The organism is Nocardiopsis ganjiahuensis DSM 45031 (genome assembly GCF_000341085.1).
In the GTDB taxonomy this organism is placed as follows: Bacteria; Actinomycetota; Actinomycetes; order Streptosporangiales; family Streptosporangiaceae; genus Nocardiopsis; species Nocardiopsis ganjiahuensis.
Genome location: NZ_ANBA01000009.1, coordinates 340131 through 366875, shown reverse-complemented (window position 1 = coordinate 366875; position 26745 = coordinate 340131). Strand labels below are relative to the sequence as shown.

The 26745-nt window shown below is 71.0% G+C and carries 21 protein-coding genes and 1 tRNA gene; 14 read left to right on the top strand and 8 right to left on the bottom strand.

Going from position 1 to position 26745, the window contains the following annotated elements; genetic code table 11:
* Positions 1–206 precede the first annotated feature (206 nt).
* From D458_RS0112790 to D458_RS0112780, 3 genes are all read left to right on the top strand, one after another.
* Positions 207–491, top strand: a complete 285-nt coding sequence (locus tag D458_RS0112790) for an ArsR/SmtB family transcription factor (protein WP_017587149.1) — start codon at positions 207–209, stop codon at positions 489–491.
* The gene (gene arsB, locus D458_RS0112785) at positions 491–1573 is read left to right on the top strand and encodes an ACR3 family arsenite efflux transporter (RefSeq protein ID WP_017587148.1); all 1083 of its coding nucleotides are present in this window, start codon (positions 491–493) and stop codon (positions 1571–1573) included. The genes D458_RS0112790 and arsB overlap by 1 nt, the downstream gene beginning before the upstream one ends.
* A gap of 109 nt (positions 1574–1682) precedes the next feature.
* On the top strand, positions 1683–2768 hold the full coding sequence (locus D458_RS0112780) for an ArsO family NAD(P)H-dependent flavin-containing monooxygenase (RefSeq protein ID WP_017587147.1): 1086 nt from the start codon (positions 1683–1685) through the stop codon (positions 2766–2768).
* A 24-nt stretch (positions 2769–2792) separates the two neighbouring features.
* Here the strand turns inward: D458_RS0112780 and D458_RS0112775 are convergent, their stop codons facing one another.
* From D458_RS0112775 to D458_RS0112765, 3 genes are all read right to left on the bottom strand, one after another.
* A complete protein-coding gene (locus tag D458_RS0112775; RefSeq protein WP_017587146.1) occupies positions 2793–3842 on the bottom strand; it encodes a flavin-containing monooxygenase in 1050 nt (349 codons plus the stop codon).
* A 123-nt stretch (positions 3843–3965) separates the two neighbouring features.
* On the bottom strand, positions 3966–5198 hold the full coding sequence (locus tag D458_RS0112770; protein WP_017587145.1) for an MFS transporter: 1233 nt from the start codon (positions 5196–5198) through the stop codon (positions 3966–3968).
* A 5-nt stretch (positions 5199–5203) separates the two neighbouring features.
* Positions 5204–6691, bottom strand: a complete 1488-nt coding sequence (locus D458_RS0112765) for an NAD(P)-binding domain-containing protein (RefSeq protein ID WP_017587144.1) — start codon at positions 6689–6691, stop codon at positions 5204–5206.
* A gap of 94 nt (positions 6692–6785) precedes the next feature.
* Here D458_RS0112765 and D458_RS0112760 point away from each other — a divergent pair, with 94 nt between their 5' ends.
* The gene (locus D458_RS0112760; RefSeq protein ID WP_017587143.1) at positions 6786–7682 is read left to right on the top strand and encodes a helix-turn-helix domain-containing GNAT family N-acetyltransferase; all 897 of its coding nucleotides are present in this window, start codon (positions 6786–6788) and stop codon (positions 7680–7682) included.
* A 69-nt stretch (positions 7683–7751) separates the two neighbouring features.
* Here the strand turns inward: D458_RS0112760 and D458_RS0112755 are convergent, their stop codons facing one another.
* On the bottom strand, positions 7752–8678 hold the full coding sequence (locus tag D458_RS0112755) for a LysR family transcriptional regulator (RefSeq protein ID WP_017587142.1): 927 nt from the start codon (positions 8676–8678) through the stop codon (positions 7752–7754).
* A 126-nt stretch (positions 8679–8804) separates the two neighbouring features.
* Here D458_RS0112755 and D458_RS0112750 point away from each other — a divergent pair, with 126 nt between their 5' ends.
* Positions 8805–9713 (top strand): EamA family transporter, encoded by a 909-nt coding sequence (locus D458_RS0112750; protein WP_040702424.1) that lies wholly within the window; start codon positions 8805–8807, stop codon positions 9711–9713.
* 61 nt (positions 9714–9774) lie between these two features.
* Here the strand turns inward: D458_RS0112750 and D458_RS0112745 are convergent, their stop codons facing one another.
* Both D458_RS0112745 and eat read right to left on the bottom strand, forming a co-directional pair.
* Positions 9775–10518 (bottom strand): FadR/GntR family transcriptional regulator, encoded by a 744-nt coding sequence (locus D458_RS0112745; protein WP_017587140.1) that lies wholly within the window; start codon positions 10516–10518, stop codon positions 9775–9777.
* A gap of 97 nt (positions 10519–10615) precedes the next feature.
* Positions 10616–12073: an ethanolamine permease gene (eat, locus tag D458_RS0112740; protein WP_017587139.1), complete on the bottom strand. Its 1458-nt coding sequence runs from the start codon at positions 12071–12073 to the stop codon at positions 10616–10618.
* Between the two features lie 233 nt (positions 12074–12306).
* Between eat and D458_RS0112730 the strand changes: the two genes are divergently transcribed.
* From D458_RS0112730 to D458_RS0112690, 9 genes are all read left to right on the top strand, one after another.
* Complete coding sequence (locus tag D458_RS0112730) at positions 12307–13725, top strand: glutamine synthetase family protein (RefSeq protein WP_017587137.1); 1419 nt, start codon at positions 12307–12309, stop codon at positions 13723–13725.
* 93 nt (positions 13726–13818) lie between these two features.
* Positions 13819–15219, top strand: coding sequence for an aldehyde dehydrogenase family protein (locus tag D458_RS0112725; protein ID WP_017587136.1), 1401 nt, complete (start codon positions 13819–13821; stop codon positions 15217–15219).
* A gap of 14 nt (positions 15220–15233) precedes the next feature.
* A complete protein-coding gene (locus D458_RS0112720; protein WP_017587135.1) occupies positions 15234–15998 on the top strand; it encodes a 3-oxoacyl-ACP reductase in 765 nt (254 codons plus the stop codon).
* Positions 15999–16070: 72 nt separating this feature from the next.
* On the top strand, positions 16071–16769 hold the full coding sequence (locus tag D458_RS0112715; protein ID WP_017587134.1) for a gamma-glutamyl-gamma-aminobutyrate hydrolase family protein: 699 nt from the start codon (positions 16071–16073) through the stop codon (positions 16767–16769).
* 142 nt (positions 16770–16911) lie between these two features.
* Entirely contained in the window at positions 16912–18630 is a 1719-nt protein-coding gene (locus tag D458_RS0112710; protein WP_152521125.1) for a hypothetical protein, read from the top strand.
* 168 nt (positions 18631–18798) lie between these two features.
* The gene (locus D458_RS0112705) at positions 18799–20499 is read left to right on the top strand and encodes a hypothetical protein (RefSeq protein WP_239647948.1); all 1701 of its coding nucleotides are present in this window, start codon (positions 18799–18801) and stop codon (positions 20497–20499) included.
* A gap of 90 nt (positions 20500–20589) precedes the next feature.
* The gene (locus D458_RS0112700) at positions 20590–22467 is read left to right on the top strand and encodes a hypothetical protein (RefSeq protein ID WP_017587131.1); all 1878 of its coding nucleotides are present in this window, start codon (positions 20590–20592) and stop codon (positions 22465–22467) included.
* Positions 22467–24230, top strand: a complete 1764-nt coding sequence (locus tag D458_RS0112695; protein WP_017587130.1) for a PQQ-binding-like beta-propeller repeat protein — start codon at positions 22467–22469, stop codon at positions 24228–24230. Before D458_RS0112700 ends, D458_RS0112695 begins: the two co-directional genes overlap by 1 nt.
* A gap of 76 nt (positions 24231–24306) precedes the next feature.
* Positions 24307–24380 (top strand) — tRNA-Pro (locus tag D458_RS0112690).
* Here the strand turns inward: D458_RS0112690 and D458_RS35490 are convergent.
* Together D458_RS35490 and D458_RS36360 are read right to left on the bottom strand one after the other, a co-directional pair.
* Entirely contained in the window at positions 24362–25009 is a 648-nt protein-coding gene (locus D458_RS35490) for a tyrosine-type recombinase/integrase (RefSeq protein ID WP_160168052.1), read from the bottom strand. The two genes, D458_RS0112690 and D458_RS35490, sit on opposite strands and share 19 nt — an antisense overlap.
* Positions 25010–25429: 420 nt before the next feature.
* Complete coding sequence (locus tag D458_RS36360) at positions 25430–26461, bottom strand: hypothetical protein (RefSeq protein ID WP_152521124.1); 1032 nt, start codon at positions 26459–26461, stop codon at positions 25430–25432.
* Between the last annotated feature and the right edge of the window lie 284 nt (positions 26462–26745).

Here is a 26745-nt window from a genome sequence, read left to right as displayed (position 1 = left end):
CTGACGTGGGTCTGGCTCACGTCCCGGACGCGTCGCGGCCCGGCGGGCGGGGCTCCGCGGGTGTCTGCCGCACGGTGGCCGGGGTGTCCGGCCGGCGGGTGTGGTCATGATCCGGGCCCCCGGAAGGGAAGGGCAGGCGGGCGACGCATCAGGGTCGAGTGATGCGATAATATCAGCACATGCTGATGTCAGTCGATGCTGATCTAATGAAGGTCCTGGCCGACCCGCTCAGGATGCGGATCGTGTCCCTGCTCGCCCACGAGACCCTGTGCACCACGCACCTGATGGAGGAGACGGGCGCGCGCCAGACGAACCTGTCCAACCACCTGCGTCTGCTGCGTGAGGCCGGAGTGGTGGAGACCGAGCCGTGCGGCCGGTACACCTACTACCGTCTGCGCCCGCAGGCCCTGGAGTCCCTCTCCGAAGGGCTGTCCGCGCTGGCCGACACCGCCCGCTCGACAGCCGCCGCGCAGAACAAGCGGGCCTGTTGATGGGCCGCCCCGAGAGCCCCGCGCGGGAGGTCAGCGCCTCCGCGGTGGCGAAGCTGTCCACCCTCGACCGCTTCCTGGCCGTGTGGATCCTGCTCGCCATGGCGGTGGGACTGGGGCTGGGCCGCCTCGTCCCCGGTCTGAACGAACTCCTGGCCGCGATGGAGGTCGGCGGGATCTCCCTGCCGATCGCCCTGGGGCTGCTGGTCATGATGTACCCGGTGCTGGCCAAGGTCCGCTACGACCGCCTGGACACCGTCACCCGCGACCGCCGCCTCCTGGTCTCCTCCCTGGTGATCAACTGGCTGGTGGGGCCCGCGGTGATGTTCGCGCTGGCCTGGATCTTCCTGGCCGACCTGCCCGAGTACCGCACCGGGCTGATCATCGTCGGCCTGGCCCGCTGCATCGCCATGGTCATCATCTGGAACGACCTGGCGTGCGGACACCGCGAGGCCGCCGCCGTCCTGGTGGCCCTGAACTCCGTCTTCCAGGTCCTGCTCTTCGGTGTCCTGGGCTGGTTCTACCTGGACCTGCTGCCCGGTTGGCTGGGCCTGGACACCGGCGGACTGGACGTCTCCCCCTGGCTGATCGCCCTGAACGTGCTGATCTTCCTCGGCATCCCCCTGGCCGCGGGGTTCCTCACCCGCCGGACCGGTGAGAAGCGGATGGGAAGGGAGCGCTACGAGGCCCGCTTCCTGCCGCGGATCGGACCCTGGGCGCTGTACGGACTGCTGTTCACCATCGTGCTGCTCTTCGCCCTGCAGGGGGAGAGGATCACCAGCCAGCCGCTGGACGTGGCCCGGATCGCCGTGCCGCTGCTGGCCTACTTCGTCCTGATGTGGTTCGGCACCTTCGCCTTCGCCAAGGCGATCGGGATGGACTACGACCGCACCACGACGCTGGCCTTCACCGCGGCGGGCAACAACTTCGAGCTGGCCATCGCGGTGGCCATCGCCACCTTCGGCGTCACCTCCGGCCAGGCCCTGGCCGGAGTGGTCGGACCGCTGATCGAGGTCCCGGTGCTCATCGCCCTGGTCTACGTGTCCCTGGCCTGGCGCAAGCGCTTCGTCCCCGAACGCCGGTAGGAGAACACCCGCGGGAGCGGGGTCCGCACAGCGCGGGTCCCCGCTCCCACGCCCCTGCCCCGGACCCCACAGGCCGTGGGGCGGCCGGCCACCCCGAGAAGGAACCACCATGCCCACCGAAGAACACCTCGTCGACGTCGCCGTGATCGGCGGCGGTCAGGCCGGACTCGCCGCTGGGTACTTCCTGCGCCGTGCCGGGGCCGACTTCGTCATCCTGGACGACCACGACCGTCCGGGAGGGTCCTGGCCCGAGTACTGGGACTCGTTGCGGCTGTTCTCCCCGGCCGCGCACAGCATGCTCCCCGGATGGTGGATGCCCGAGGAGGAGGGGCAGGAGTACCCTTCGGCCGCGCATGTGGCCTGGTACCTGGCCGAGTACGAGCGCCGGTACGGGCTCCCGGTCCGCCGTCGGGCACGGGTGCGACGGGTCGAGCGCGCCGAGGACCGGCTACGGCTGGTGACCGGCGGGGACCGTTGGCTGGCCCGGCGGGTGATCAGCGCCACCGGCACCTGGGACGCCCCGTACGTCCCCGACCTGCCGGGTCGGGACGTCTTCGTCGGAGAGCAGCTCCACACCGTGGACTACCGCGGCCCCGACCGGTTCGCCGGACAGCGCGTCGTGGTGGTGGGCGGGGGCAACTCCGCCGCCCAGATCCTCGCCGAACTCTCCACGGTCGCCCGGACCACCTGGGTCACGACGCGCCCGCCCCGGTTCCTGCCCGACGACGTCGACGGGCGGGCGCTCTTCGCCATCGCCACCCGGGCGCAGCGGTCGGAGGCGGCGGGTGTCGGCGACCTGGGCGACATCGTGGTCGTTCCCGGTGTGCGCGAGGCACGCGAGCGCGGAGACCTCAAGGCCCAGCCGATGTTCGACCACCTCACCCGGACCGGGGTGGCCTGGTCCGACGGCACCACGGCGGAGTGCGACGCCGTCCTGTGGTGCACGGGGTTCCGCCCGGTCCTGGACCACCTCTCCGACTCGGGACTCGTGGACGACCGGGGGCGGGTGGCGGTGGAGGGAACCCGGGCGGTGGCCGAACCCCGTTTGCACCTGGTGGGCTACGGGGACTGGACGGGGCCGGCCTCGGCCACCCTCATCGGCGCGGCGCGCACCGCCAAGGCGGCCGTCGCGCAGATCACCCGGGATCTGGAGCCCGAGCCACGGCAGGGAACGGACCGGGGGAGCGGCCGTTAGCGGCGGAGGGCGCTCGTGCCCGCGTCAACGGCGGGTTCCGGAGAGAAGCCGTCGCAGCACGTGCCGCGCGTCGCGTCCGACCCCGCGCAGGGTGGCCGAGGAGAAGCTGCGCTGGAACTCCAGTCCCACGTATCCCAGCCCGGGGGCCGTGGTGGACACCCCGCCGCGATGCAGTGGGCGCCCCCGGGCGTCGAGTGCGCCGGTCGGCGCCAGGTAGTCCAGGGCGGGACGGTACCCGGTGGCCAGGAGCAGCGTGTCGACCTCCTCCGCGGTGCCGTCGGCCCAGGTCACCTCGGAGCCGTCCAGGCGGGTGAACATATCCCGGCGGTCGGGGTCGCCCGTGGCGAAGGCCGCACGGTAGCGGCCGTCGTCGTTGACCAGGGTCGGACCCTTGGCCCACACACCGCGCAGCGGGGCCGTGTCCAGACCGGTGCGGGTGAACCACCAGTGGATGTCCCGGCCCAGGGGCCGCTGGTCGGCCCACGCCACCGGGGATCGCGTGGCCAGGCTCACCCGGGCCGCCCCGGCGAGTTCCGCGGCGATCTGCACCCCGGAGTTGCCGCCGCCGACCACCACCACGCGCTGACCGGCGAAGGGTTCGGGGGAACGGTAGTCGGCGGTGTGCAGCACGGTCCCGGTGAAGCCCTCCAGCCCCGGCAGCGCGGGGCGGTGCGGCCGGGTGAAACCTCCGGTGGCCGCGACCACCACCGGTGAACGCACCCTTGAGCCGTCGGCGGTCGTGAGGACGAACCCGCCCCCGTCGTGTTCGACGCTCTCCACGGCCCGCCCGTAGCGCAGGTCCGCGTCCAACCGGGGGGCGTAGTCGCGCAGGTAGGCCACCACCTCGTCCCTGCGAGGGTAGCGCTCCGGGTCGCCCGGCATCGCGTGTCCGGGCAGCGCGGAGAAGCGTGCGGGGGAGAACAGGGTCAGGCTGTCGTAGTAGTGCGGCCATGAACCGCCCGGCCGGTCGGCCGCTTCCAGCACGAGGGGGCGGACGCCGCGGCCGTTGGCGGCCCAGGCGGTGGCCAGACCCGCTTGGCCGGCACCGATGACGGCGAGGGGGACCTCTTCCATGGCAGGGACCTTTTCGTTGTCGTGAACGCGGAAGCGTTGTGCTGGGGAAGTGGGTCAACGGGGAAGTGGGGCAGCGCCGGGGGCACGGGACACCGGGCACCGGGACACCATGCGCCGGGGCGCTCAGGCGCGGGAGGGCTCCTGGACCCGCGTGCCTTCGGTGCGAGTGGCCGGAGCGACCACCGCGCCGAGGGCCGCCAGCGCCCCCAGGGCGACGAACACCGCTGTGTAGCCGCCCAGCGGTCCGGCCAGCGCCGCGCCCGCCCAGGGGGCGAGTGCGACGGCCAGCATGAGCGGGGTGTGCATCACGGCGTTGAGGGTGGCGTAGTGCGTGGTGCCCCACCGGTCCGAGACGGCGGTGGCGTGGAGGAGGGTGAGGATGCCCCGGGCCGTGCCCGCCAGCACGGCGACGGTCAGGACCAGACCGAGGGGCCCCGGCAGCAGCGCGAGGAGGAGGGTGGTCACCGCGCAGGCTCCCAGCACGGCCAGGGTGCGCGTCACCGGGCCGGTCCGCCGTTCCAGGGGCGCGTAGGCCAGGCGGCCCAGGACCTGGCCTATCCCGCCCACCCCCAGCGCCCAGGCGGCCTCCGTCGTGCCGAATCCGCGTTCCTGGAGGAGGGGGACGAGGTTGACCACGACCGCGTGGACGGTGAAGGAGCCCAGGGTCAGGGACGCCGCCAGAGCCCAGAACGCCCGGCTGCGCACCACGGCACGGGCTCCCCGGCGGCTCTCCCCCGGCTGCCCGGTACCGCTGGGGGCCCAATGCCGTGGCAGGGCGAAGGCGTGCAGGGGCACGACCACGGCCGACAGCACGAGGGCGAGCACCAGGTAGGTTCCCCGCCAGCCCCAGGCCCCTTCCAGGAACGCGGTCAGGGGAGCGAAGACGGTACTGGCCAGCCCGGCCACCAGGGTCAAGGCGGTCAGGGCCCGCACCTTGGCCTCCCCGTACCAGTGGGTCAGGGCGGCGAAGGCCGGAGGGTAGAACAGCCCGGCCATCGCCGCTCCCGCCACCAGCCAGGCGGCGGCGAACACCCACGGATTCGGGGCCAGGGCGATGGCCGCCACGGCGGGCACCGCGATCACGGCCGCCGCCGTCATCGCCGGACGCGGGCCCCGGGCCTGCACCCAGCGCCCGACCGGGATCCCCGTCAGCCCCGCCACGACCTGGGACGCGGAGAACAGCGCGGTCACCACGGCCAGGGACCATCCGGTGTCGGCGGCGATACTCGGCGCCAGTACGGGGAAGGCGTAGAACAGCACCCCGTAGCCGGTGGTGACGGTGACGCACAGGGTCACCAGGCCCCGGCGCGCCCCGACCACCGTGGAGGCGGGCGCGCCGGAGACCCGAGCGGACACAGGGGTCACGAAACCCGAGCCGGTTCACCCGACTCGGTCCGCTGCGCCGGGCCGGAGCAGCAACCGCTCCCGGAAGCCGTCTCCGGCGCCTCGGAGGACCCCGCGGGGACGGCACCCGAAGAGATGAGGGGTAGCTCGGAAACGGTCAGGCCGCCGCCCCCGTCCTGCCGCGCCGCGGGCTCCTCCGCGACCTCGGGGGTGGGCCCGCAGCAGCCGCCGGCGTCGGCCTTGGAGGCGGTGGGGTCGTCGAACAGCCCCGCGCCGCCGCACACCCCGGTCTCGGGCAGGACCAGCTCCACACGGGCCGCGCCCTCGTGGTCCCCGGCCAGGTGAGCGGCGATGCTGCGCACCTGCTCGTACCCGGTCAGAGCCAGGAAGGTGGGCGCGCGTCCGTAGGACTTCATGCCCGCCAGGAAGAAGCCCTCCTCCGGGTGGGAGAGCTCGGCCGCGCCGTGCGGGTAGACGGTGCCGCACGAGTGCTGGTTGGGGTCGATGAGCGGGGCCAGTCGCACCGGCGCCTCAAGCGTGGGGTCCAGGTCCAGACGGACCTCGGACAGCGGGGACAGGTCGGGCCGGAAACCGGTCAGGGCCACCACCTCGTCCACCGGCCCCAGTTCCCTGCCGCCCTCGCCCACCAGAACCGTGCCGCCGTCCCCTGATCGCACCTGTGCGGTACGGAATCCGGTCACCACCTCGACGTCCCCGGCCTCGACGGCCGCGCGGGCCCGCTGTCCGAGGGCGCCCCGTGCGGCGAGCTGGTCGGCCGCGCCCCCGCCGAAGGCGTCCCCGACGTCTCCGCGGCGCAGCACCCACAGCGCCTTCGTGCCCGGGACCTCCTGGGCCAGCGAGGCCAGGGCGACCAGCGCGGTCAGCGCCGAGTGCCCGCTCCCGACCACGGCGGTGGTCCGTCCGGCGTAACGCGTGCGGGTCCTCTCGTCGCCCAGGTCGGGGACCCGGTAGGAGATCCGCTCGGCCGCGGCGGCTTCGCCCAGAGCGGGCAGGCCGTCGCCGCCCACCGGGTTGGGTGTGCCCCAGGTGCCCGAGGCGTCCACGACCGCACGGGCCAACAGCCGTTCCTCGCCCTCGCGGGTGTGCACCCGCACGGTGAAGGGCTGCTCGGTGCGTCCGGCGTCCACGACCCGGTTCCGGCCCAGTCGGCTCACCCCGGTCACCCTCGTGCCGAAGCGCACCCGGTCACCGACGGCTTCGGCCAGGGGAGCGAGGTACTCCTCGACCCATTCCCGGCCGGTCGGGTACCCGCTGTCGTCCGGACGCCGCCAGCCGGTGGCCGAGAGCAGCTTCTCCGCCGCCGGGCCGACCAGGTCGCGCCACATCGAGAAGAGCCGTACGTGCCCCCACTCGGACACCGCGGCCCCGGCCGTGTCGCCACTCTCCAGGACCAGGACCGGGAGGTCGCGTGCCACCAGTTCCGCTGCCGCTGCCAGCCCTGCGGGTCCGGCTCCGATCACCACGACGGGACGTTCGTCGGCCATGACACACCTCTTTCATCGATTGGTGTCTATGAATGAGGACTCTATCGACACACATCGATGGACGCAACCATAGATCTTCGTCGATAATGAGGGCATGACCGTGACACCGCTCGACCACGCCGCACGGCTGCTGCCCCAAACGGACGCCGAAACCTACGCCGCCTGGTTCGCCTGCCTGGCCGAACCCACCCGGGTACGCCTCCTCCACGTCATCGCCACCACCCCGGGGTCCATCAGCGTGGGCGAACTCGCCGACACGGTGGAGATCCGACAGCCCACGGTCTCCCACCACCTGCGCAAGCTCGCCGACGTCGGCTTCGTGACCCTGACCAAGGTCGGCACCTCGACCCGGGTCGCCATCAACCCCGCCTGCTGCACCGGCCTGCCGCACGCCGCCGACATCGTCATGGGCGTCCTCGACGCCCGACCGTGCTGCCCCACCGACCTGCCCGCCGACGTCACCACCCGGCCCATGGCCGACGCCGACCTCGAGAGGGTCCGGGAGATCTACTCCCAGGGCATCGCCACCGGCGACGCCACCTTCGAGACCCGGGCTCCCGACACCGACTCCCTCAGAACCGCGTGGATCCCCGGTCACCGCTGGGTCGCCGAAGCAGACGGAGCCGTGGTCGGCTGGGCCGCCGCTTCCGCCGTCTCCACCAGGGAGGCCTACGCCGGCGTGGCCGAGACCTCCGTCTACGTCGCCGAGGGAGCACGCGGCCGCGGCGTGGGCAAGGCACTCCTGTACCGCCAGGTCACCGAGGCCGACACCGGCGGCCTGTGGATGCTCCAGACCTCGGTCTTCCCCGAGAACAGGGCGGGCCTGGCCCTGCACCACCAGGCAGGGTTCCGCACGGTGGGCGTGCGCGAACGCATCGCGCGGCACCACGGCCGCTGGCGCGACACCGTCCTGCTGGAACGGCGCCGGGGCACCGGATCGGAAACGGGCACCGCGGCCTCCTGCGGCGACGGGGAGTGCCCGAGCGCGTAGGCGTCCCGCCCGGCGCCGGTCACCCGCGGAGGCCGGGCCCCGGGATCGGCGCGGCCGCGAAGCGACCCGTCACCCGTGTCCCCGGCGGTCGACCCGCGACGGGAGGACCGCGTGTTCGTGGAGCAGCCGGACGGCCTCGGTGATGGCCGGGCGGCGTGAGGTGCCCGCGCGCCAGAGCGCGGACACGCCCCGGACCGGGACGGGCTCCAGGGGTTTGACCACCAGGGTGTCCGGGAGCGCGCCCCGGCCCAGGCAGGGGACCAGCGCGATGCCCAGGCCGACCTCGACCAGGGCGAGCTGGGTCTGGTACTCGGCCACGAAGTGGGCGACGTCCGGCTCGGCCCGGACCGAGTGCAGGGTGCGCATGAGCCAGTCGTGGCAGACCGTGCCGGGCGGCTGGCAGATCCAGCGGGCCCCGGCCACGTCCTCGCGGCTCAGCACCGGCAGCGCGGCGAGCGGGTGGTCGCGGGGGAGGACGACGTCGCACCGGTCCTCGCCGATCACGTCGCGCACGACCCCGTCGGGGACGGTCATCGGTGCGATGTCCCAGTCGTGCACGACGGCCAGGTCCACCGTGCCCTGCGCGACCATGTGCGGGGTGGCGTGCGGGTCCTCCTCGACGATCCGCAGGTCCAGGTCCGGGTACTTCCCGGCGAGCTCGGCCAGGGCCCGGGGGAGCAGGCCGCGGGCCGCGGTGGAGAAGGCGGCCACGGTCAGGCGCCCCGAGGGCCTGCCGCGCTGTTCCTCCAGGGCCACCTCGGCCGTCTCCATGATGCTGAGCATCCGGGCGGCCGTGCCCACGAGCATCCCGGCGGCCTCGGTGAGCACGACCCCGCGCCCCCGGCGTTCGAGGAGAACCGTCCCGGTCTCGCGTTCGAGCTTGGTGACCTGCTGGGAGACGGCCGAGGGCGTGTAGCCGAGTGCCTTGGCCGCTGCGCTGACCGAGCCGTGGACGTGGACCGCGTGCAGTGCCCTGAGGCGGGCGAGGTCGAGCACGGGACTCCTCCTGAGGGGTTTCGGGGGAGGGCGGTCGGTGGTGCACCCATCGTTAAGCGGTGCTGAAACCAACCTAGTAGGAGGTTTCGCTGGTGCTGAAACCGGGGCGGCGGGATGATCGGATCCATGCGCTTCTCCCACTCGGTTCTGGCTGTGCTCGTCGCAGCCGTCTGGGGGGTCAACTTCGTCGTCATCGAAGTCGGCCTCGACCACTTCCCGCCGCTGCTGTTCTCCGCCCTGCGGTTCCTGGTGGCCGCCCTGCCGGCGGTCTTCTTCGTGCGCCGCCCCGGAGTCGCGTTCGGCTGGGTCCTCCTGGTGGGGCTGGTGCTGGGCGTGGCCAAGTTCGGGCTGGTCTTCACCGGTATGGACCTCGGCATGCCCGCCGGGCTCACCTCGCTGGTCCTGCAGGTGCAGGCGGTGTTCACCGCCTTCTTCGCGGTGCTCTTCCTGAGGGAGAGCCTGCGCCCGGTCCGCTACCTCGGGATGGGCGTGGCCCTGTGCGGGATCGGCATCGCCGCCTACGACCACGGCGGTTCGGGTCCGCTGACCGCGTTCGCGCTGGTCATCGCGGCCGCCGCGTTCTGGGGCCTGTCCAACGTGATCACCCGGAAGGCGGCCCCGCCGGACGCGCTCAGCTGGATGGTCTGGGTCAGCGTCGTGCCGCCGCTGCCGCTGTTCGCGCTGTCTCTGCTGGTGGAGGGGCCCGAGGCGGGTCTGGCCGCGCTCCGGGGCCTGGACCTGGCGGGAGTGGGTGCGATCGTCTTCGTCGCCTGGGCCGCCACGGTCTTCGGCTTCGGCGCCTGGGGCTACCTGCTCCGCCAGAACGAAGCCTCCGCCGTGGCGCCCTACTCGCTGCTGGTTCCGGTGTTCGGCATGGCCTCGGCGGCCCTGTTCCTCGGCGAGGACGTCAGACCGCTGAGCCTGCTGGCGGCGGTGTTCCTCGTGGGAGGGGTGGCGCTCACGGCCCTGAGCGGCCGACCGCGCCAGGCGAGGGAGACCGCGGCTTCCCCGGAACCCTCCGGGAAGCCGAGCTGAGTACCGCCGCCGGGCACGGGGCCCGGACCCGTAACCCTTCCGGACCCGCGCCGGCTCCGGCTCAGGTGAGGAAGCCCCGGAGGAGCGCCTCGCTGCCCTCCAGGTGTTCGCGCACCGCCCGACGCGCGGCCTCGGGGTCGGAGTCCCGGATCGCCCGGACGATCTCCAGGTGCTGCGCGTTGCTGTGCTCGAGGTTCCTGACCAGCATGGGCATGGCGTCCAGCAGGCCGTTGACGCGCATCCGCGCCTCGGTCAGTGCGGTCGACAGCGAGGGCGAGCCGGTGAGCTCGGCGAGGGTCAGGTGCAGCACCGTGTCCAGGCGCCGGTAGTCGTCGACCTCGGCCTCCTCCACCGCGGTCAGGCGTTCGGTGAGCAGCCGGTCCTGTTCGGGGGACAGCCCGGTCTCGGCCAGCAGCACGGCGGCGCCGGTCTCCAGGACGCGGCGGAAGGCGAACAGGTCGTCCAGGTCCGTCCCGGTGTCCCGCAGGACCCTCTGGGCCTCGCTCCGGCTCGGCTTGGGGCGCACGTACGTGACGAAGGTGCCGCCGAACCGCCCCCGCCTGGACTCCACGTACCCGGCCTCCTGGAGGGCGCGCAGCGCCTCCCGGAGGGTGATCCGGCTGACCCCGAGCCGCGCGGCGAGTTCGCGTTCGGAGGGGAAGCGCGCACCGTGTGCGACGACGCCGAGCCGGATCGCCGACAACAGCCGCTCGACCGTCTCCTCGAACGGGTTGGCCGTCCGGACCGGGCGGAACACGGCCTCGGCCGCGGGCCCGACCCCGGTGTCGGTGTTGGTCGTCACCACCCCTGCCTCTCCACGCTCGGCCGCACGTCTGGGTTCCCAGCGTACGGCCGGAGCGCGGACGGGGCGGTACGCGGGGCCGCGCCCGGCCCGGGCAGGGTCACTTGAGGTCGGCCTCGGCCTGCTCGATCAGGGCGAACTCCTCCTCCGGGGCGTCGGCGACCAGGTGGTGGCGGGAGTAGAACCAGAAGTAGGCCAGGAAGGCGACGAAGATGCCCGCGGTGATCGCCGCGCCCACCATGTCCACGAAGAACGTGGCGGCCACGGCGCACAGGGCGAGCACGAACGCGATCCCCGTCGTGACCGCGCCGCCGGGGGTGCGGTAGGGGCGTTCGAGGCCGGGTTCGCGGCGGCGCAGCACCATGTGCGACAGGGTCATGAGCACGTAGGAGACGGTGGCGCCGAAGACCGCGATGTTGATCAGCTGGTCACCGTTGGCGACGGTCACCGCCAGCAGGAAGCCGACGGTGCCGGGGACGATGAGGGCGAGGTAGGGGGTGCGCCTTTTGCCGGTGACCGACAGCCAACGGGGCAGGTAACCGGCTCGGGAGAGGGCGAAGAGCTGGCGGGAGTAGGCGTAGATGATGGAGAAGAACGACGCCACCAGCCCGGCCAGGCCGACGTAGTTCACGAAGTCGGCGAGCAGGGTGTTGCCGCCGTAGGCCTCGCGGAGGGCCTCGGGGAGCGGGTTGTCCGAACCGGCCATGACGGAGGCACCCGCCCCGCCGGGGGCGAGCGTGAGCATGGCCGCGGCGGTCAGCATCAGCACGCACATGGCCGCGATGATGCCGCGCGGCATGTCCTTGCGCGGTTCACGCGCCTCCTCGGCCGCGAGGGGCACACCCTCGATGGCCAGGAAGAACCAGATGCCGAAGACGAACGCGCCGAGGACACCCGCGTAGCCGTAGGGCAGGAACGAACTGGCGCCCAGCGCCGCGGTGGGTTCGATGTCGAGGAGGTTGGCCGGGTCGAACTTGGGGATCATCCCGACCACGAAGGCGATCAGCGCCACCATGGCCACACCGGTGATCACGAACATCACCCGCAGCGCCTCGCCCACGCCCCACAGGTGGATCCCGACGAACACCAGGTAGCAGACCAGGTAGACGGGCCAGGCGTTGGTGAGGCCGAACAGCCCCAGCGCCTCCACGTAACCGCCGATGAACACCGCGATCGCGGCCGGTGCGATGGCGTACTCGATGAGGATGGCCGTTCCGGTGGCGAAACCGCCGAAGGGCCCGAGAGCGCGCCGGGCGAACCCGTAGCCCGCGCCCGAGGTGGGCAGTGCCGAGGCCAGTTCGGCCAGGCCCAGCACCATGCACAGGTACATGGTGCCCATCAGGAGGGTGGCGATCAGCAGACCGCCCCAGCCGCCCTCGGCCAGGCCGAAGTTCCAGCCGGCGAAGTCACCGGAGATGACGTAGGCGACGCCGAGCCCGGCGAGCAGGACCCATCCGGCGGCGCCCTTGCGTAGTTGTCGTTTGCGGAGGTAGTCGTCTCCGGCTGGGGAGAAGTCGGCCCCTTGGATGTGGACCGGGCGTTTCGCGGAATCGGACATGGGGGCTCCCCTGGGGGTCGGTGTCCCGTTGTTGTCGCCGCACAAGGACCTTCAATGGTTTGCCGATGGTCCTTTCGTGATAACGGAGATGGTGTGCCCGTATGTGTTCCTGCGTCAAGAGGGGTAACCCGGTATTGACAGGGAAGTTCGCCGCTGGTTGCATGTTCCACCATTGGTCTGAATGCGAACCAAACTCCCAGGCGTCGCGTCGCGGCGCGGACAAGGAGCCCCAGGTGCGAGCGAACGACAGCCTCCCCCCACTGTCGCTGGACCAGCTCAGGATCGAGGTCGGGGCCGGAGCGGTGGACACCGTCCTGGTCGCCTTCACCGACATGGAGGGCCGCCTCCAGGGAAAACGCCTCTCCGCCCGCTTCTTCCTGGAGGAGACCCTCGAACACGGCACGGAGGGCTGCAACTACCTGCTCGCCGTGGACGTGGACATGAACACCGTCGACGGCTACGCCATGTCCTCGTGGGAGATCGGATACGGCGACTTCGTCATGGCCCCGGACCTGTCCACCCTGCGGCGCACCCCGTGGGCCGAGGGCGCCGTCATGGTCACCGCCGACCTCGCCTGGCACGACGGGACCCCCGTCGCGGCCTCGCCCCGGCAGGTCCTGGACCGCCAGCGCCGACGCCTGGCCGAACGCGGCTGGCACGCCTACTCGGGCACCGAACTGGAGTTCGTGGTCTACCGGGACTCCTACGAACAGGCCTGGAACAGCGCCTACCGGGACCTCACCCCCGCCAACCAGTACAACGTCGACTACTCGGTCCTGGGCGGCGCCCGCGTCGAACCCCTCCTACGGCGCATCCGCAACGAGATGACCGGCGCCGGACTGTACGTGGAGTCGGCCAAGGGCGAGTGCAACCTCGGCCAGCACGAGATCGCCTTTCGCTTCGACGAGGTCCAGCGCACCTGCGACCAGCACAGCATCTACAAGAACGGTGCCAAGGAGATCGCCGCGCAGGAAGGCGTGTCGCTCACCTTCATGGCCAAACCCAACGCGCGCGAGGGCAACTCCTGCCACGTTCACCTCTCGCTGCGCGACGGCTCCGGAGCCCCGGTCATGGCCGCGGCGGAGGATCCACCGGCGGGAACGGGGCCGGGCGCACCGGAGGGCGCGGGTCCACCGGCAGGGCTGTCGGAGACCGGCCGCCACTTCCTGGGCGGGCAGCTCGCCGCGCTGCGCGAGTTCACCCTGATGCTGGCGCCCAACATCAACTCCTACAAGCGCTTCGTCCCGGGCAGTTTCGCGCCCACCGCGGTCGCCTGGGGGCAGGACAACCGCACCTGCGCGCTCCGGCTGGTCGGCCACGGGCCGTCCCTGCGGGTGGAGAACCGGGTGCCCGGCGGGGACGTCAACCCCTACCTGGCCAACGCCGCCCTCATCGCGGCCGGGCTCCACGGGGTCGAGCACGGCATCGAACCGGGCCCGCCCCTCACCGGCAACGCCTACACGTCCGACCTGCCCACCGTCCCCACCACCCTGCGCGAGGCGCTGGAGCTGTGGGAGGGCAGCGAACTCGCCCGCGAGGCCTTCGGGGAGGAGGTCGTCGCCCACTACGCCAACCGCGCGCGCGTCGAACTCGCGGCCTTCGACGCCGCCGTGACCGACTGGGAGCTGTTCCGCGGCTTCGAGCGGATGTAGACCACCCCGGCCCCGGTGCGGACGGAGCCGATCCGCACCCGGTCCGGAGCGACAGGGAAACAGGGCAGACGAGGTACCGGGAGTGACCCCATCGTGAACACCAGCCACCGCGGCACCGCGGCGACCGAACGGGCGACCGAACAGAAGGTGGTCGACCCGACCACGGAGAAGGTCATCGCCACCGTCCCCCTGGCCTCCGCGGCGGAGACCGACGCCGCCGTCGCCCGCGCGGCCGCGGCCTTCCCCGACTGGCAGGAGACCCCGCCCGCCGAACGCGCACGCCTGCTGCGCGCCCTGGCCGACCGCATCGACGCCCACGCAGAGGATCTCGCCCAGCTGGAGGTGCGCAACGCCGGGCACCCGATCGGCCAGGCCCGCTGGGAGGCGGGCAACGCCAGGGACGTGTTCACGTACTTCGCGGCCGCGCCCGAACGCGCCACCGGTCGGCAGATCCCCGTCCCCGGCGGCTGGAGCGTCACCTTCGCCGAACCCCTCGGCGTGGTCGGCGTCATCGTCCCCTGGAACTTCCCCATGCCGGTCCTGTCCTGGGGCGTCGCGCCCGCCCTGGCCGCGGGCAACACCGTCATCGTCAAACCCGCCGAACTCACCCCGCTCACCGCGCTGCGCATCGGCGGGCTCGCCCGGGAGGCGGGACTGCCCGAGGGGGTCCTCCAGATCCTGCCCGGCGCCGGACCGGTCGCCGGGGACCGCCTGGTCCGCCACCCCGACGTCGCCAAGATCGTCTTCACCGGCTCCAACCGGGTGGGCAAGGGCGTCATGGCGGCCGCGGCCGAGGACCTCACCCGCGTCACCCTCGAACTCGGCGGCAAGAGCGCCAACATCGTCTTCGAGGACGCCGACCTGGAGAAGGCCGCGGCGGCCGCACCCATGGCCGCCTTCGACAACGCCGGACAGGACTGCTGCGCCCGCTCCCGCCTGCTCGTCCAGGAGGACGTGTACGAACGCTTCCTGGAGCTCCTGCGCCCGGCCGTGGAAGGCATCACCGTCGGCGACCCCCGCGACCCCGGCACCGCCATGGGGCCGCTGATCAGCGCCGCCCAGCGCGACCGCGTCGCCGCCTACACGGACGGCGCCACCGTCGCCTTCCAGGGGAGCGCGCCCCAGGGGCCCGGGTTCTGGTTCCCGCCCACCGTGCTCGCCACCCAGGACCCGGCCGAGCCGGCCTTCCGCGAGGAGATCTTCGGCCCGGTCCTGTCCGTACTGCCCTTCGAGACCGAGGCCGACGCGGTGCGCATCGCCAACGACACCGAGTTCGGGCTGGCCGGGTCGGTGTGGACCCGCGACATCGGCCGCGCCCTGCGGGTCTCCCGCACCGTCCGAGCCGGGAACCTGTCGGTGAACTCGCACTCCGCCGTGCGCTACTGGACGCCCTTCGGCGGCATGGGGCAGTCCGGCATCGGCCGCGAGCTCGGCCCCGACGCTCTGGACGCGTTCACCGAGACCAAGACCGTCTTCCTGTCCGACGACACCTGAACCGGAGGAACACCATGAACCGCTTCCAGAACCGCGTCGCCGTCATCACTGGGGCGGCGGGCGGCATCGGCCGCGCGACCGCGCTCCGCCTGGCCCGGGAGGGCGCCACCGTCATCGCCGCGGACCTCGACGAGGAGGGCGGCAAGCAGGTGGCCGAAGAGGTCGGCGGCGGGTTCGTCCGGGTCGACGTCACCGACGAGTCCGAGGTCGAGGCGCTGTTCTCCCGGGTCAAGGACGAGTACGGCAGCGTGGACGTGGCCTTCAACAACGCCGGGATCTCACCCCCCGACGACGACTCCATCCTCACCACCGGTCTCGACGCCTGGAAGCGGGTCCAGGAGGTCAACCTCACCTCCGTCTACCTGTGCTGCAAGTACGCCCTGCCGCACATGCGCGAACAGGGCAGGGGCTCGATCGTCAACACGGCGTCGTTCGTCGCCACCATGGGCGCCGCCACCTCCCAGGTCTCCTACACCGCCAGCAAGGGCGGGGTGCTGGCGCTCAGCCGCGAGCTGGGCGTCCAGTTCGCACGCGAGGGGATCCGCGTGAACGCGCTCTCCCCGGGGCCGGTGAACACGCCCCTCCTCCAGGAGCTGTTCGCCAAGGACCCCGAACGCGCTGCCCGCCGCCTGGTCCACGTCCCGCTGGGGCGCTTCGCCGAGGCCACCGAGATCGCCGCCGCCGTGGCCTTCCTCGCCAGCGACGACGCCTCCTTCATCACCGCGTCCAACTTCCTCGTGGACGGCGGCATCTCCGGCGCCTACGTCACCCCGATCTAGGATTCACCGCCGCTGTCCGTCCGCCGGACCCGCACCCTGAACCCATCCGCACCCGGAAAGGGGGTCGGCCCCGTGCCACCCGTCGTCGGGATCACCGCCTACGAGGAACAGGCCCGCTGGGGCGAGGCCTGGGACCTGCCCGCCACCCTGCTGCCCCGCCACTACGTCGACTCCGTCGCCGCCACGGGGGCGGTACCCCTGCTGCTGCCGCCGGTGGCCGGGATCGCCGGGGCCCTGGACCGGCTGGACGGGCTGCTCCTGGCCGGCGGCGGCGACATCGACCCCGGTCGCTACGGCGCTCCGACCGGTACGCACACCGCCGGTGTCCAGACGGCCCGTGACACCGCCGAGGCGGACCTTCTCACCGGGGCGCTCACCCGGGGCCTGCCCGTGCTGGGGGTGTGCCGGGGCATGCAGCTGCTCAACGTCTGCCGCGGCGGCACCCTGCACCAGCACGTGCCCGACGTGGTCGGCAGCACCGAGCACCGCCGGCGGACGGGGATCTTCGACACCCACCCGGTCAGCGTCGCCGAGCACTCCCGCACCGCCCGGATCCTGGGCCGCACCAGGCTCGACGTACCCACCTACCATCACCAGTCCGTGGCCGACCTGGGGCGGAACGTCACCGCCACCGCCTGGGCCGGGGACGGGACGGTGGAGGCGCTGGAGTACACGGACGTGCCCGACGTGCTCGGCGTGCAGTGGCACCCCGAGATGGGCACCGACCCCGCCCTCTTCACCTGGCTCACCGAACGCGCCGCCGCACGCTGAGCCCGAGCCGCTGACCCCGTCACCATTCACCGAACCCCGCTTCTTCACCCTGAGTGACCGGCTGTTAGGTTCTCCGGCGGCATGTCGGACGTCGGTGGAGAGTGAAGTGGCCCGGGTGGCGGAGGAGAAGGAGCACGGTCGCGTGCGGAGCGCGTTGGTGTGGATCGGGGCCGGGCTGCTCCTCGGGTCCGCGGTGTGGGCGCTGGTCACCGGTTTCGCGATCGGTGAGGGGCTGTTCGAGGAGGTGGGCGGCTGGTGGGTCCCCGCGGTCGCCATCACCTTCTTCGTGCTGGTGTTCGGGATCCGCTGGCAGGAACACCCGCACGTGTACGTGAGTGAGTACAGCACCGTGCTGTACCGGTCCTGGATGATCCTGTTCTCCCTGGTGGGACTTACCCTGCTAGGGCTCTATTCCACAGCGGACCCCTTCGGGTTCCTCGACGCGAAGCCGCTGTTCGACACCCTGTCGCCGTTCGTGCACCTGTGGCTGGCGATGTGTGCCTTCGCTCTGGGAACCGTGTTCATGCTGCTCTCCTGGCGGGTCCCCAACCCGAGGCCGTTCGGACGCAGCATGACCCTGCTCGGCGCCGGCGCGCTGGCGGTGGTCGTTGTCGGGGCCATGATCGTCCTGGTCGTTCCCCGGGAACAGCACCGGGTCGCGAACGAGCTCGGTGAGACGGCCCCGGCCCCGGCCGAGGTCTCCCGAGTCGGCTGGGAGTGGCAGCCGCCGCAGGGCGCCTCCGTGGTCGAGGTGCGGGTGGGAAGCCATGGGCCGCTGGTCCTCCTCCGAGGCGGGGTGGTGGCCCTGAACGGCGAGACCGGCGAGCAGCTGTGGTCCTACCGGCGCCCCTACGGTCCGATCGCTGATCCCCGGCGTGACAGCGGCTCGGACGTGTGGCGGGAGGACGGCCACGTGCTCGTGCGTTACGAGACCGGAGACACCTGGGGTGGCTCCCAACAGCTGGTGACGGTCCGACTGGACGAGCAGACCGGAGAAATGACCGGTCGGGAATCCGACAGCCTCTCTCCTGAGACCGGCCCGGACGATTCGGGTGACCTGGAAAATGGGCCTCCACGTGCGCAGGTGCGTGAGGCGCTGTCTCTTTCCGACGAGTGTGTCGTCACCTCCGACTACCAGGAGCATGACGGCTTCCTGGCAGCTGTCATCGGGTGCCCCGTCGACGTGGACGCGGAGAACACCGAGAAGTCGATTTCCTCTGAAGACCCCTTCGGCTGGCCGGAGGGCGAGGTCGACGCCATGCTGGTTGCCGTGGACCAGGCAGCGAACCGTGAGCTCTGGCGGCAGGAGTGGACGCTGCCGACCGAAACCGAAGTCAGGAGACCCTGGTTGGACCTGATCTCGGGACCCACGGGTGAGAGCCGGCTCGTTGTGGAAGGCGGGCCGGAGGAGCGGACCGTGGTTCTTGACCTGCGGACCGGGGAGGAGCTCGCGGCACTCCCGAAGGACCTGATGAGCAGCAGGGACCTCATCGGGGTGGCGTACGCCGACGCGGACAGGGCCGTGATCGCCACGGACACCGGCGACCGGAAGAACTCAGCCGGACCGCAGACCACGTTTCACCAGGTGAATGCCGAAGGAGAGATCACTGACACGGCCGTGGTCCAGGGGGCATATCTGAGAGACAGCGTTGGTACCTCCGGCATCGCCGTGTTCGAGGGGTCCCTGCTCATCAACTGGGACGAGCACCTGGTGATCGCACCCTTCGGGGAGACCACCCGGTGGGGAGAGGAATCCTTCCTGCCGGTCTCGGGAACTGTGCGTACGGATCTGAGGCTGGTCCCCGGTGCGGTCGTGGTCAGCGAACACGGAGGGTCGGGCCTTGTAGGCCTGGTGCCCTGAGCTGCGGACGGGAGCCCGGCCCACTTGGTTACACGTCGCTCCAAGGTGAAGGCTCTCGTGAGGGGAGCTGATCCGGTGACCGTAGGGTGGCCCCGCGTTCCAGTGGGTTCCGGCACTGCTAGGTTCTCCGGCGGAGTGTCGGACATCGGACAGGTGCGGAGTGGATCGGTGACGGGGGAGAGGGAGCCAGGACGCCGACGAGGTGCCCTGGCATGGGCCGGGGCCGGGCTGCTGGTCGGAGCCCTGGTGTGGGCCGGCGTAGTGGCCTGGGCGTACGACGGCGAACGCCGGCCCGAGGAGACGGGAGGCTGGTGGCTCCTGTCCCTCCTGATCGCCCTGCTCGTGCTCGCACGCGGGGTGGCCTGGCGGCGCGGCGGGCCGGCGGCCGAAACCGGGCGGTACGTGTCGTGGATGTGCGCGGCGGCCGGGCTCGGACTGCTGGCGGCCCTGTTCGCCTTCCCCAGGGACGCCTTCGAGGCCACCACACGCGACCCCTGGGCCTTCACTCCCGCACCGTTCGCCGTGCACCTGTGGCTGGTGGCGTGCGCTGTCGGGACGGGCTGCGTGCTGATGCTCCTCGGCCGGCGCGGCCCCGACCCGAGGCCGCTCCGCAGGTCGCTCCCCTTCCTCGGCGCCGGGGCGCTGGCCGTGCCCCTTGCCGGAGTCCTGGTCGCACGGTTCCTCGTCCCCTGGGTACCGCACCACGTCGCCGACGGGCTCGGGGAACCCGCCCCCGTCCCGGCAGAGGTCTCCGAAGCGGGCTGGGAGTGGCGGACACCGATGGGCACCGAGGTCGACACCGTCCGCCCCGGGAGCCACGGGCCGCTCGTCCTGCTCTATGACGGAGCCGTGGCCCTGGACGGCGGGACCGGCGAGGAACTGTGGTCCTACCGGCGCCCCCACGACCGCGTCGAGAAGGTGTGGGTCGCGGACGGCCGCGTCCACGTGAGGCACGGGGCCGGCACCGACGACTCCGGCGAGCAGGTATGGGAGACGGTGGTGCTGGACGCCGGGACCGGGGAGGTCCTCGAGGAGGGTTCGGAGGCCGCGGTGCCCTCGACCGGTTGGATGAACGAGCACGGCCGCGCACTGGTGGAGGACCTGCTGGAACTGCCCGACCACTGCGTGGTCGCGCATACCCAGAGCTACGGTCACCGCCTGGTGGGCGTGGTCGGCTGCCTGGAGGTCGCGGACGAGGAGACCGTCGAACAGTCGGTCAGGTCCGCGGACCCCTTCGGCTGGGAGGACTTCAGGACCGAGGTCGCGGTCGTGGCCGTCGACCCGCTCGAGGGCACCGAACTCTGGCGCACCGGGTGGACGGCGCCTCCCTCGGCCCCGTCGCCCCGGTTGGGGAAAGCCCCGGGAGGTACGGCCGGGTCGGCGGTGATCGTGCAGCACGGACCGGAGGGGCGCACAGCCGTCCTCGACCCGGGGACCGGGGAGGAACTCGTGGCGCCGCCGGAGGAACTGGCGAGCAGCGAGGACCTCATCGGGGTGGCGTACGCGGACGCTGACAGAGCCGTCTTCGCGGTGGAGACCGGTCATCTGGAGACGACGTTCCACCGGGTGGACGCCGCAGGGGAGACCACCGGCACGGCGGTGGTCGAAGAGGCTTACCTCGGCTACACCGTCGGCTCGGAGAGGATCGCCCTGCTCGACGGGGCCTTGGTGATCGCACGGAGCACCGATGTGGAGGATGTTTCCAAGACGGTGATGGTCGCACCTTTCGGGGAGACGACCCGCTGGCGTGACGGAGTGCTCCTTGAGCTCGAACGGGAGGGCGACCTCGACGTGCTGGCGGTCCCGGGCGCGGCCGTGCTGGTCGGCCAGGACGACCGTTCCCAGCTCCTGGAGGGTCTGGTCCCCTGACCCACCCGGAGCACGGACCCGGGACACTGCTAGCTTTTCGTGGCGAAGAGTGGCTCTTCGGTCACGGGGACACGGAGTAGGCGGTGCGGGGTGGCGCGCGAGCGGCGCACGGAGAACGTTCTGGTGTGGGTCGGGACCGGCATGGTCGCGGGGGCGCTGTTCCTGGCGGTGGTGGCCGCGGTCCTGCACTGGTCGGACCGGGGCTGGGGCCTGTTCGAGGCGGCCGGCTGGGGCTGGTTCTGGTCCTGCGCGATCGGCGTGATCTTCCTGATGCTCGGGGTGCGCTGGGGGCGCGCACACGCCGCTCAGCCCCCGGACGCGGAGAGCGGCTGGGAGTACGTGCTCTACCTGGTTCCGATGATCGTCCTGGTGTCGCTCGCGGCGGGCGGCGGCGCCCTGTTGGGGGCGGACGCGGAAGGACCGGGCAGCCTGGCCCCGAGCGAGCTGCGCATGGGGGTCGTGGTCTGCTCCGTGGCCCTCGGCCTGGTACTCATGCTCACCGCCGTGCGGCCGCCCCGCCTGTTTCCCCGGACCCGCTCCCTGCCCTTCTTCGGAGCGGGCGCGCTGGCCGTGGTCCTGGTCGGGGCGGGCGCGCCCGCGCTCGCCGGGGACCCCGGGGACGCCGACCGCTCCGAGGTCCGCCACGTCGTCGCCGAGAACCCGCCCGAGAAGGCGCCGGTCCCGGAACGGGTGCGGGAGGTCGGCTGGGTCTGGGAACCGGGCGGGGCGGCCACGATCCACTGGATTGGGAGCGGCGTCCACGGACCCCTGGTGGCGTTCGCTGACGGGGTGGTCTCCCTGGACGGGACCGACGGCTCCGAGGTCTGGTCGTACCGGCGCCCCGCCGCGGAGGAGGTCTCCGTCTGGGCCGGGAACGGGTGGGTGCTGGTCACCCACACCCCGGAGGGGGACCCCGATTCCGAAGACGGGCCTGATGATGCCGAGGAGGACGCCGAGGAGCCTGTCACCGAGGTGTTCGACCTGGCCACCGGCGAGTCGGCGGGCGAGTACACGGGGCCGCCGGAACAGGAACCGGACGGGGACACCGGTCAGCTCCTCGGGTGGTCGGACGGCATCGGAGTGCACACGGACTCGCGTGAGGGTGTTGACGAGTTCCTCGGATCGGCCGGGGTGAGCGCGTGGGACGGGGAGTCCGGCGAGGAGCTCTGGTACCGGCGGCTGGCCCCCGAGGAGGGTGACGTCTGCGAGGGCAGTCCGCCCCGGGTCCACACGGAGACGATCGTGTACGCCGTCGCCTGTGTCAGCGGGGACGAGTTCGCCGAGAGCCACGGCGACCTCTGGGGCCTCATCCGGCAAGGGGACGCGCACACGGAGTTCAGAGTGGTGTCCCTCGACCTGCGCACCGGGCAGGAACGGTGGAGCTACGAGCGCGACGACTGGGCGGGGGCCTACGTGCCCGAGCGTCCGTGGCGGGGGCGCGGGGGAGAGGGGAGCGCGGACGCGCTGGTCGTGCCGAGCCGCTGGTCGGGCCAGTTCGGCCTACTGCTGGACCCGGACACCGGCGAGGAGATCATGCACCTCACGGAGGACCTGCTCGGGACCGAGGACGGCTTCACCGCGGAAGAGGTGCTGGCCGCCGACGGCGACGGGGTGACCGTGCGTTTCCACCGCTCCGGCCAGGGAGCCGAGGTCCATCACGTCACCCCCTCCGGTGCGCGCACCGAACTGGTCGGGGCGGGCGGTGCCTATCTCTCGACCACGGTCGACAGCGGGGCTGCGGCCCTGGGTGGCCAGATGCTGTTCCCCGATCCCGAATCGGAGTACGAGGACCGCGCCCAGGTCCTGGTGGCCCCCCACGGCGGGCGGTTGGGCAGAGGACCGGACAACCGGATCGAGATGGAGAGCGGGGGAGGGGTGTCGCAACTCGTGAGGGTCTCCGGCGGGGTCGCCGCCCTGCTGCTGAACGAGACCGGCCGAGCTCACCGCGTGGAAGGGCTGGTGCCGTGATGGGCCGGATCATGCACCCGGACACGCTCTGGCGGCTGCTCTCCTGGGCGGGCACCGGGTCCGTCCTGGGTGGGGCCCTGGTAGTCACGGCAGCCGTGGTGCTGGGCCCCGCGGAGTGGGACGGCACCGCCGCGGTGCACTGGGCGCTGTGCGGCGCGGTGGTGCTGCTCGCCGTGGTCTGGGCGCTGGGCGCGGAGGGGCAACGACCTGAGGGCAACGAGTACTACTCCCTCCCGGGCGAGGGTTCGGGGCCGATCCGGGCGGCGGCCGTCCTGGTGGTGTGCCTGGCGTTGCAGGTGGTCCTGCGGGAACTCCCGGAGGCGGGAGAAGCGGGGGTGCGGGAAACCGGGTGGGAGGGTCCTCCGCCCGACGTTCTGGTCGACTTCGGGGCGGTCTCCCACCTCTGGTACCTGGCCGCTCTGGCCCTGCTGGCGGGCGCCGCGGTGCTCGCCGTCTCCGGCCGTCCCGAGCCCCTGCGGCCCGCCCCGGGCCAGCCCCGGATCGAGGCCCTGCTGGCCGGTCTGGCCCCGGTCGTGGCCCTCGCGGTGTTCGCCGTTCCCACAGCGCTGGAGCGGGACCGGTTCGTGCACACCCTCGCCGAACCCCTCAGCCCCGCTGAATCCCCCGTCCCGGCCCACGCCGACGAGGTCGCCTGGGTGTGGGAGCACCCGGAGGAGGGCTCGGCGGGTGAGGTCTCCGTGGCCGCCACGGATTCCGGCGTGCTGGTCCACGGCGCCCGTGGCGTGTGGGCGCTGGACAGCCGGGACGGCGCCGAACGCTGGCGGTTCCAGCCGCTCGGCGAGGTGCTCTGGTCCCAGGTCACTCCCGACGGCGGGCGCGTGGCCGTGCTGTACCGGGACGACACCCGCCCGGAACACGAACAACGGTCGCTGGCCGTCCTGGAGGCCGACACCGGCAGGCTGGTCGGAGACCACCGGATCCACCGGAGGGTGGACCACCTGCTCCTGACCGGGGCCACGTTCGTCCAGGTCGCGGAGGACGACAGCTTCACCGTCCGGTCCCAGGAACCGCACGAGGAGGAGATCCGGTACGAGCTCCGGGGCGGGTGCGAACAGGTCGGAGCCCCGGTGGCCGCGGGCCCCCGGATCCTGGTGCCCGAGGAGTGCCCGCGGGACGAGGAGGCCCCGGAGGAGTGGTTCCCCCAGGTGCTGGTCCTGACCGAGGGGGGAGCCCGGTACTCGAGCCTCGAACTGCCCGGCCCCGTGGAGGAGTTGACGGCGGCACCCGACGGCTGGTCCGTGGTGGTCCGCTACGCCGGCGACGAACCCGGTGCGCTGGCCTTCCGCGGCCGGACCGGAGAAGTGGTCGCGGAGGACCTGCCCGCCGGAACGGTCCCCCTCGACGGCGAGCGGCTGCTGTTCACCGAGACCGACGAGGCCACCCACCAGGCGGAGTACCGCCTGGAGAAGCCGGTGGTCGGCGAACCGGGCGGCGAGGTCCCCGACACCGAGACCCTGGAGACCCTCGCGTTCACCACCCGGATCCCGGACCCGGACAGCATCGCTTCGAGCCCCGAACTGTTCGCGGCGCTCCAGGCGGGCGAGGACGACCCGGCCGTCCTGCTCGTCGGCGCGTGGGGATCCGACCCCGCCGCGGTTCCGCTCGACACGGCGGCGGAGGGCCTGTCCCCGGACGGCTCACCCTTCGGTGTGGCCCTGGCCCCGGACGTGATCGCGGTGTCCGGTCTCTCCGCCGGCGACCGTGCGCACGTCATCGGTGTGGGGCCCGGCCCCCGGAGCTGAGCTGGTTCGAACGGCCCCGTGAATGCGGTAAGGTTTTACCTGTTGGCGGGGTCGGAAACGACCACCGCCCAGCGGCCGGGACGTAGCGCAGTTTGGTAGCGCACTTGACTGGGGGTCAAGGGGTCGTGGGTTCAAATCCCGCCGTCCCGACAGAGGCACAGTAAGTTCAGCAAGGGGTCCACCATATGGTGGACCCCTTGCTGCGTCTCAGGTGGGGTAGAACCGGGTTGTGTGGGGTGTGAGGCCACGTCGTGCGGGATTTCGTTCATCGCGGTTGCCGCGGATCGGCGTACCGGCCGTAGCTGGCGGCGGTAGACACGTTCGGTGGTGTCGGTGCCGTTGTGGCCGACCAACAGGGAGATCTCCTCGATGCTCACCTCGTGATCGGACAGTAGGGACACGAACGTGTGCCGTAGCACTCGCGCGGTCCACTCTTTCTCGTTCAATCCTGCCTTTCTCATGATCGTGCGCAGCTCCCGCAGGACGTTGTGACGGTCCAGCGGGGTGCCGGTATGTGTGCATAACACCGAGTTGTTGTCCTGCCGCATCTCCGCGGCCGCCAGGCGCTCGCGGGCCTGTGCTGCTCGGTGGGTTCCGATGGCTTTGACCGCCAGGGTGGGCAGTTCCAGTGACTGCCTCGACCTGCGGGTCTTGGTGTCGCCGTCGCCTCGCACCGAGGTCCACACGTGGATCGTGGGGACCGCGCCGTTGGCGTCGATCTGGTCCCAGGCCAGAGCCCGGACCTCCTCGGTTCTCGCGCCGATGACGATGGAGAGCACCAGCTAGGCGTACCACTTTGTGCCCTCCGCCGCCTTGAGCACCGCCACGGCCTGTTTCAGCGTCATGGAGTTGGAGGGCCGTCTAGGCTTGTCGCCCTTGAGCCTGCCGCGGCACCAACGAACGCGCCCGGGTTGTGAGGAGGGCTCTGGAGCGTTTTCGAGACGTTCCCGAGGTGCGCGATGTCCTGGGCGCGGCGTAGCCACTCCCATCCGCAGTTCCGAGCGGATCCAGTAGCTGAGTCGGCCAGTGGTTGAGTCGATTGGTGCACCATCCGGGCAGCCCGTATGACGGGTGCACCCTTGCGGATGTGTTTCCCCTGATCAAAGCATGATGCGCCCCGGTCAATGGGTTGCCCGACGTGCGTCAACTCTAAAACTCTTGCTGTCAAAACTTCTCCTGAGCGTTCGTTGATGCTTCGTCTATCCTAATTGGGTGGATGCATAGTAAAAAATGGCCAACCCTGCGCATATTCCGAAGATGATCCCTCGGAGGAAGTATGTCCAGCGCCCCTTGTCCCTGATGATGATCTCGGAATCTAAGTTGTTGATGGAGTCAAATGTTCGTTCGATTGCCTCGGCGGTCTCGAATATCCCCTGCTCTGCTGCTTCCCAGGGGCGTTCGTGGAGTGTGCTGCGTAGAACAAGATTGATTTTTTCCGTCGACTTGTCTATGTCGACAGCCATTGATTGAAGTCTTGAGGTTGCTGAGATGTAGTGCTCAAGATCTTCGGCGACCTTGGAGAGTTGGGGTGTTGTGTCTTGCAGATGCCCTAGGTTCTGGGCTGCCTTGCACAATGAGACGGTGGTTTCTTCGAGGTGGGTGAGTCTGCGGGTCGAGTTGGCAAGGGATTCTACTGCGTCTATGTCGATGTAAGGTCGGCTGAAGTTTTCTTTGGCGAGCTTCTTGAGTATTGCTGCGGACTCTTCGCTGATCTCTGATAATTCTCCAATTGCATGCATTATTTCTTTTTTGCTCTGCGTGACGGCTGAGGACATCATTTCTTGGAGCTTGTTTGGTGTGAGATTTTCAAGTCCTGATAGTTGCTCGAAAAGTTCTCCTTCACGACTTTTCTTCCACTGGATCAGGAGCTTGATTGGGTATTTATTTGGATTATTGTCTATGACTGTGTGGTGGGGGTTGCAGAGTAGGATGAGGTTTGCGAAGGATTTTCTTTTGTCGTTTCCCATTTTTGGGTCGAAGCGTGGGCCGTCGGGGCTGTGTGCGCTTATGTGTGCAATTTCGACATCTACAATCGGCTCTCCATCAATTTCTCGGATTACTGGGCGAGGGCAAGAAGGCTCGTAGCAGCGCCCTCTGCTAAGTAGAAAAAGAGCCTTGCTGACACCGGACGCATAGTTGCGCGCCTTCTGATTTTGTGCGCGCTTGTTTGCTTGGCCTGCCCCTTGAGGGCGGGGTCCTGTGGCGGGTTTCGATGAAGGGCTGTCCACCATGGCGCATCTCCCTGTTACGGAGGGTGGGTGTGGCAACACGGTAGTGCTGGGTGCTGACAATTTAGGTGGGGTTGGGGAGGGGCGCCCGTGGGCGCCCCCCGGCCTTCGGGTTCATGTTGTGGGGTGACCGTCCGCGACCCCTGGTGGCCACTGTGGGCGTGACTGGGGGTCAAGGGGTCGTGGGTTCAAATCCCGCCGTCCCGACAGAGGCAGTGCTGGTCTCAAGACAGCGCAGTTCAGAGAGAGGTCCACCATCTGGTGGGCCTCTTCTTCTGTTTCCGGCA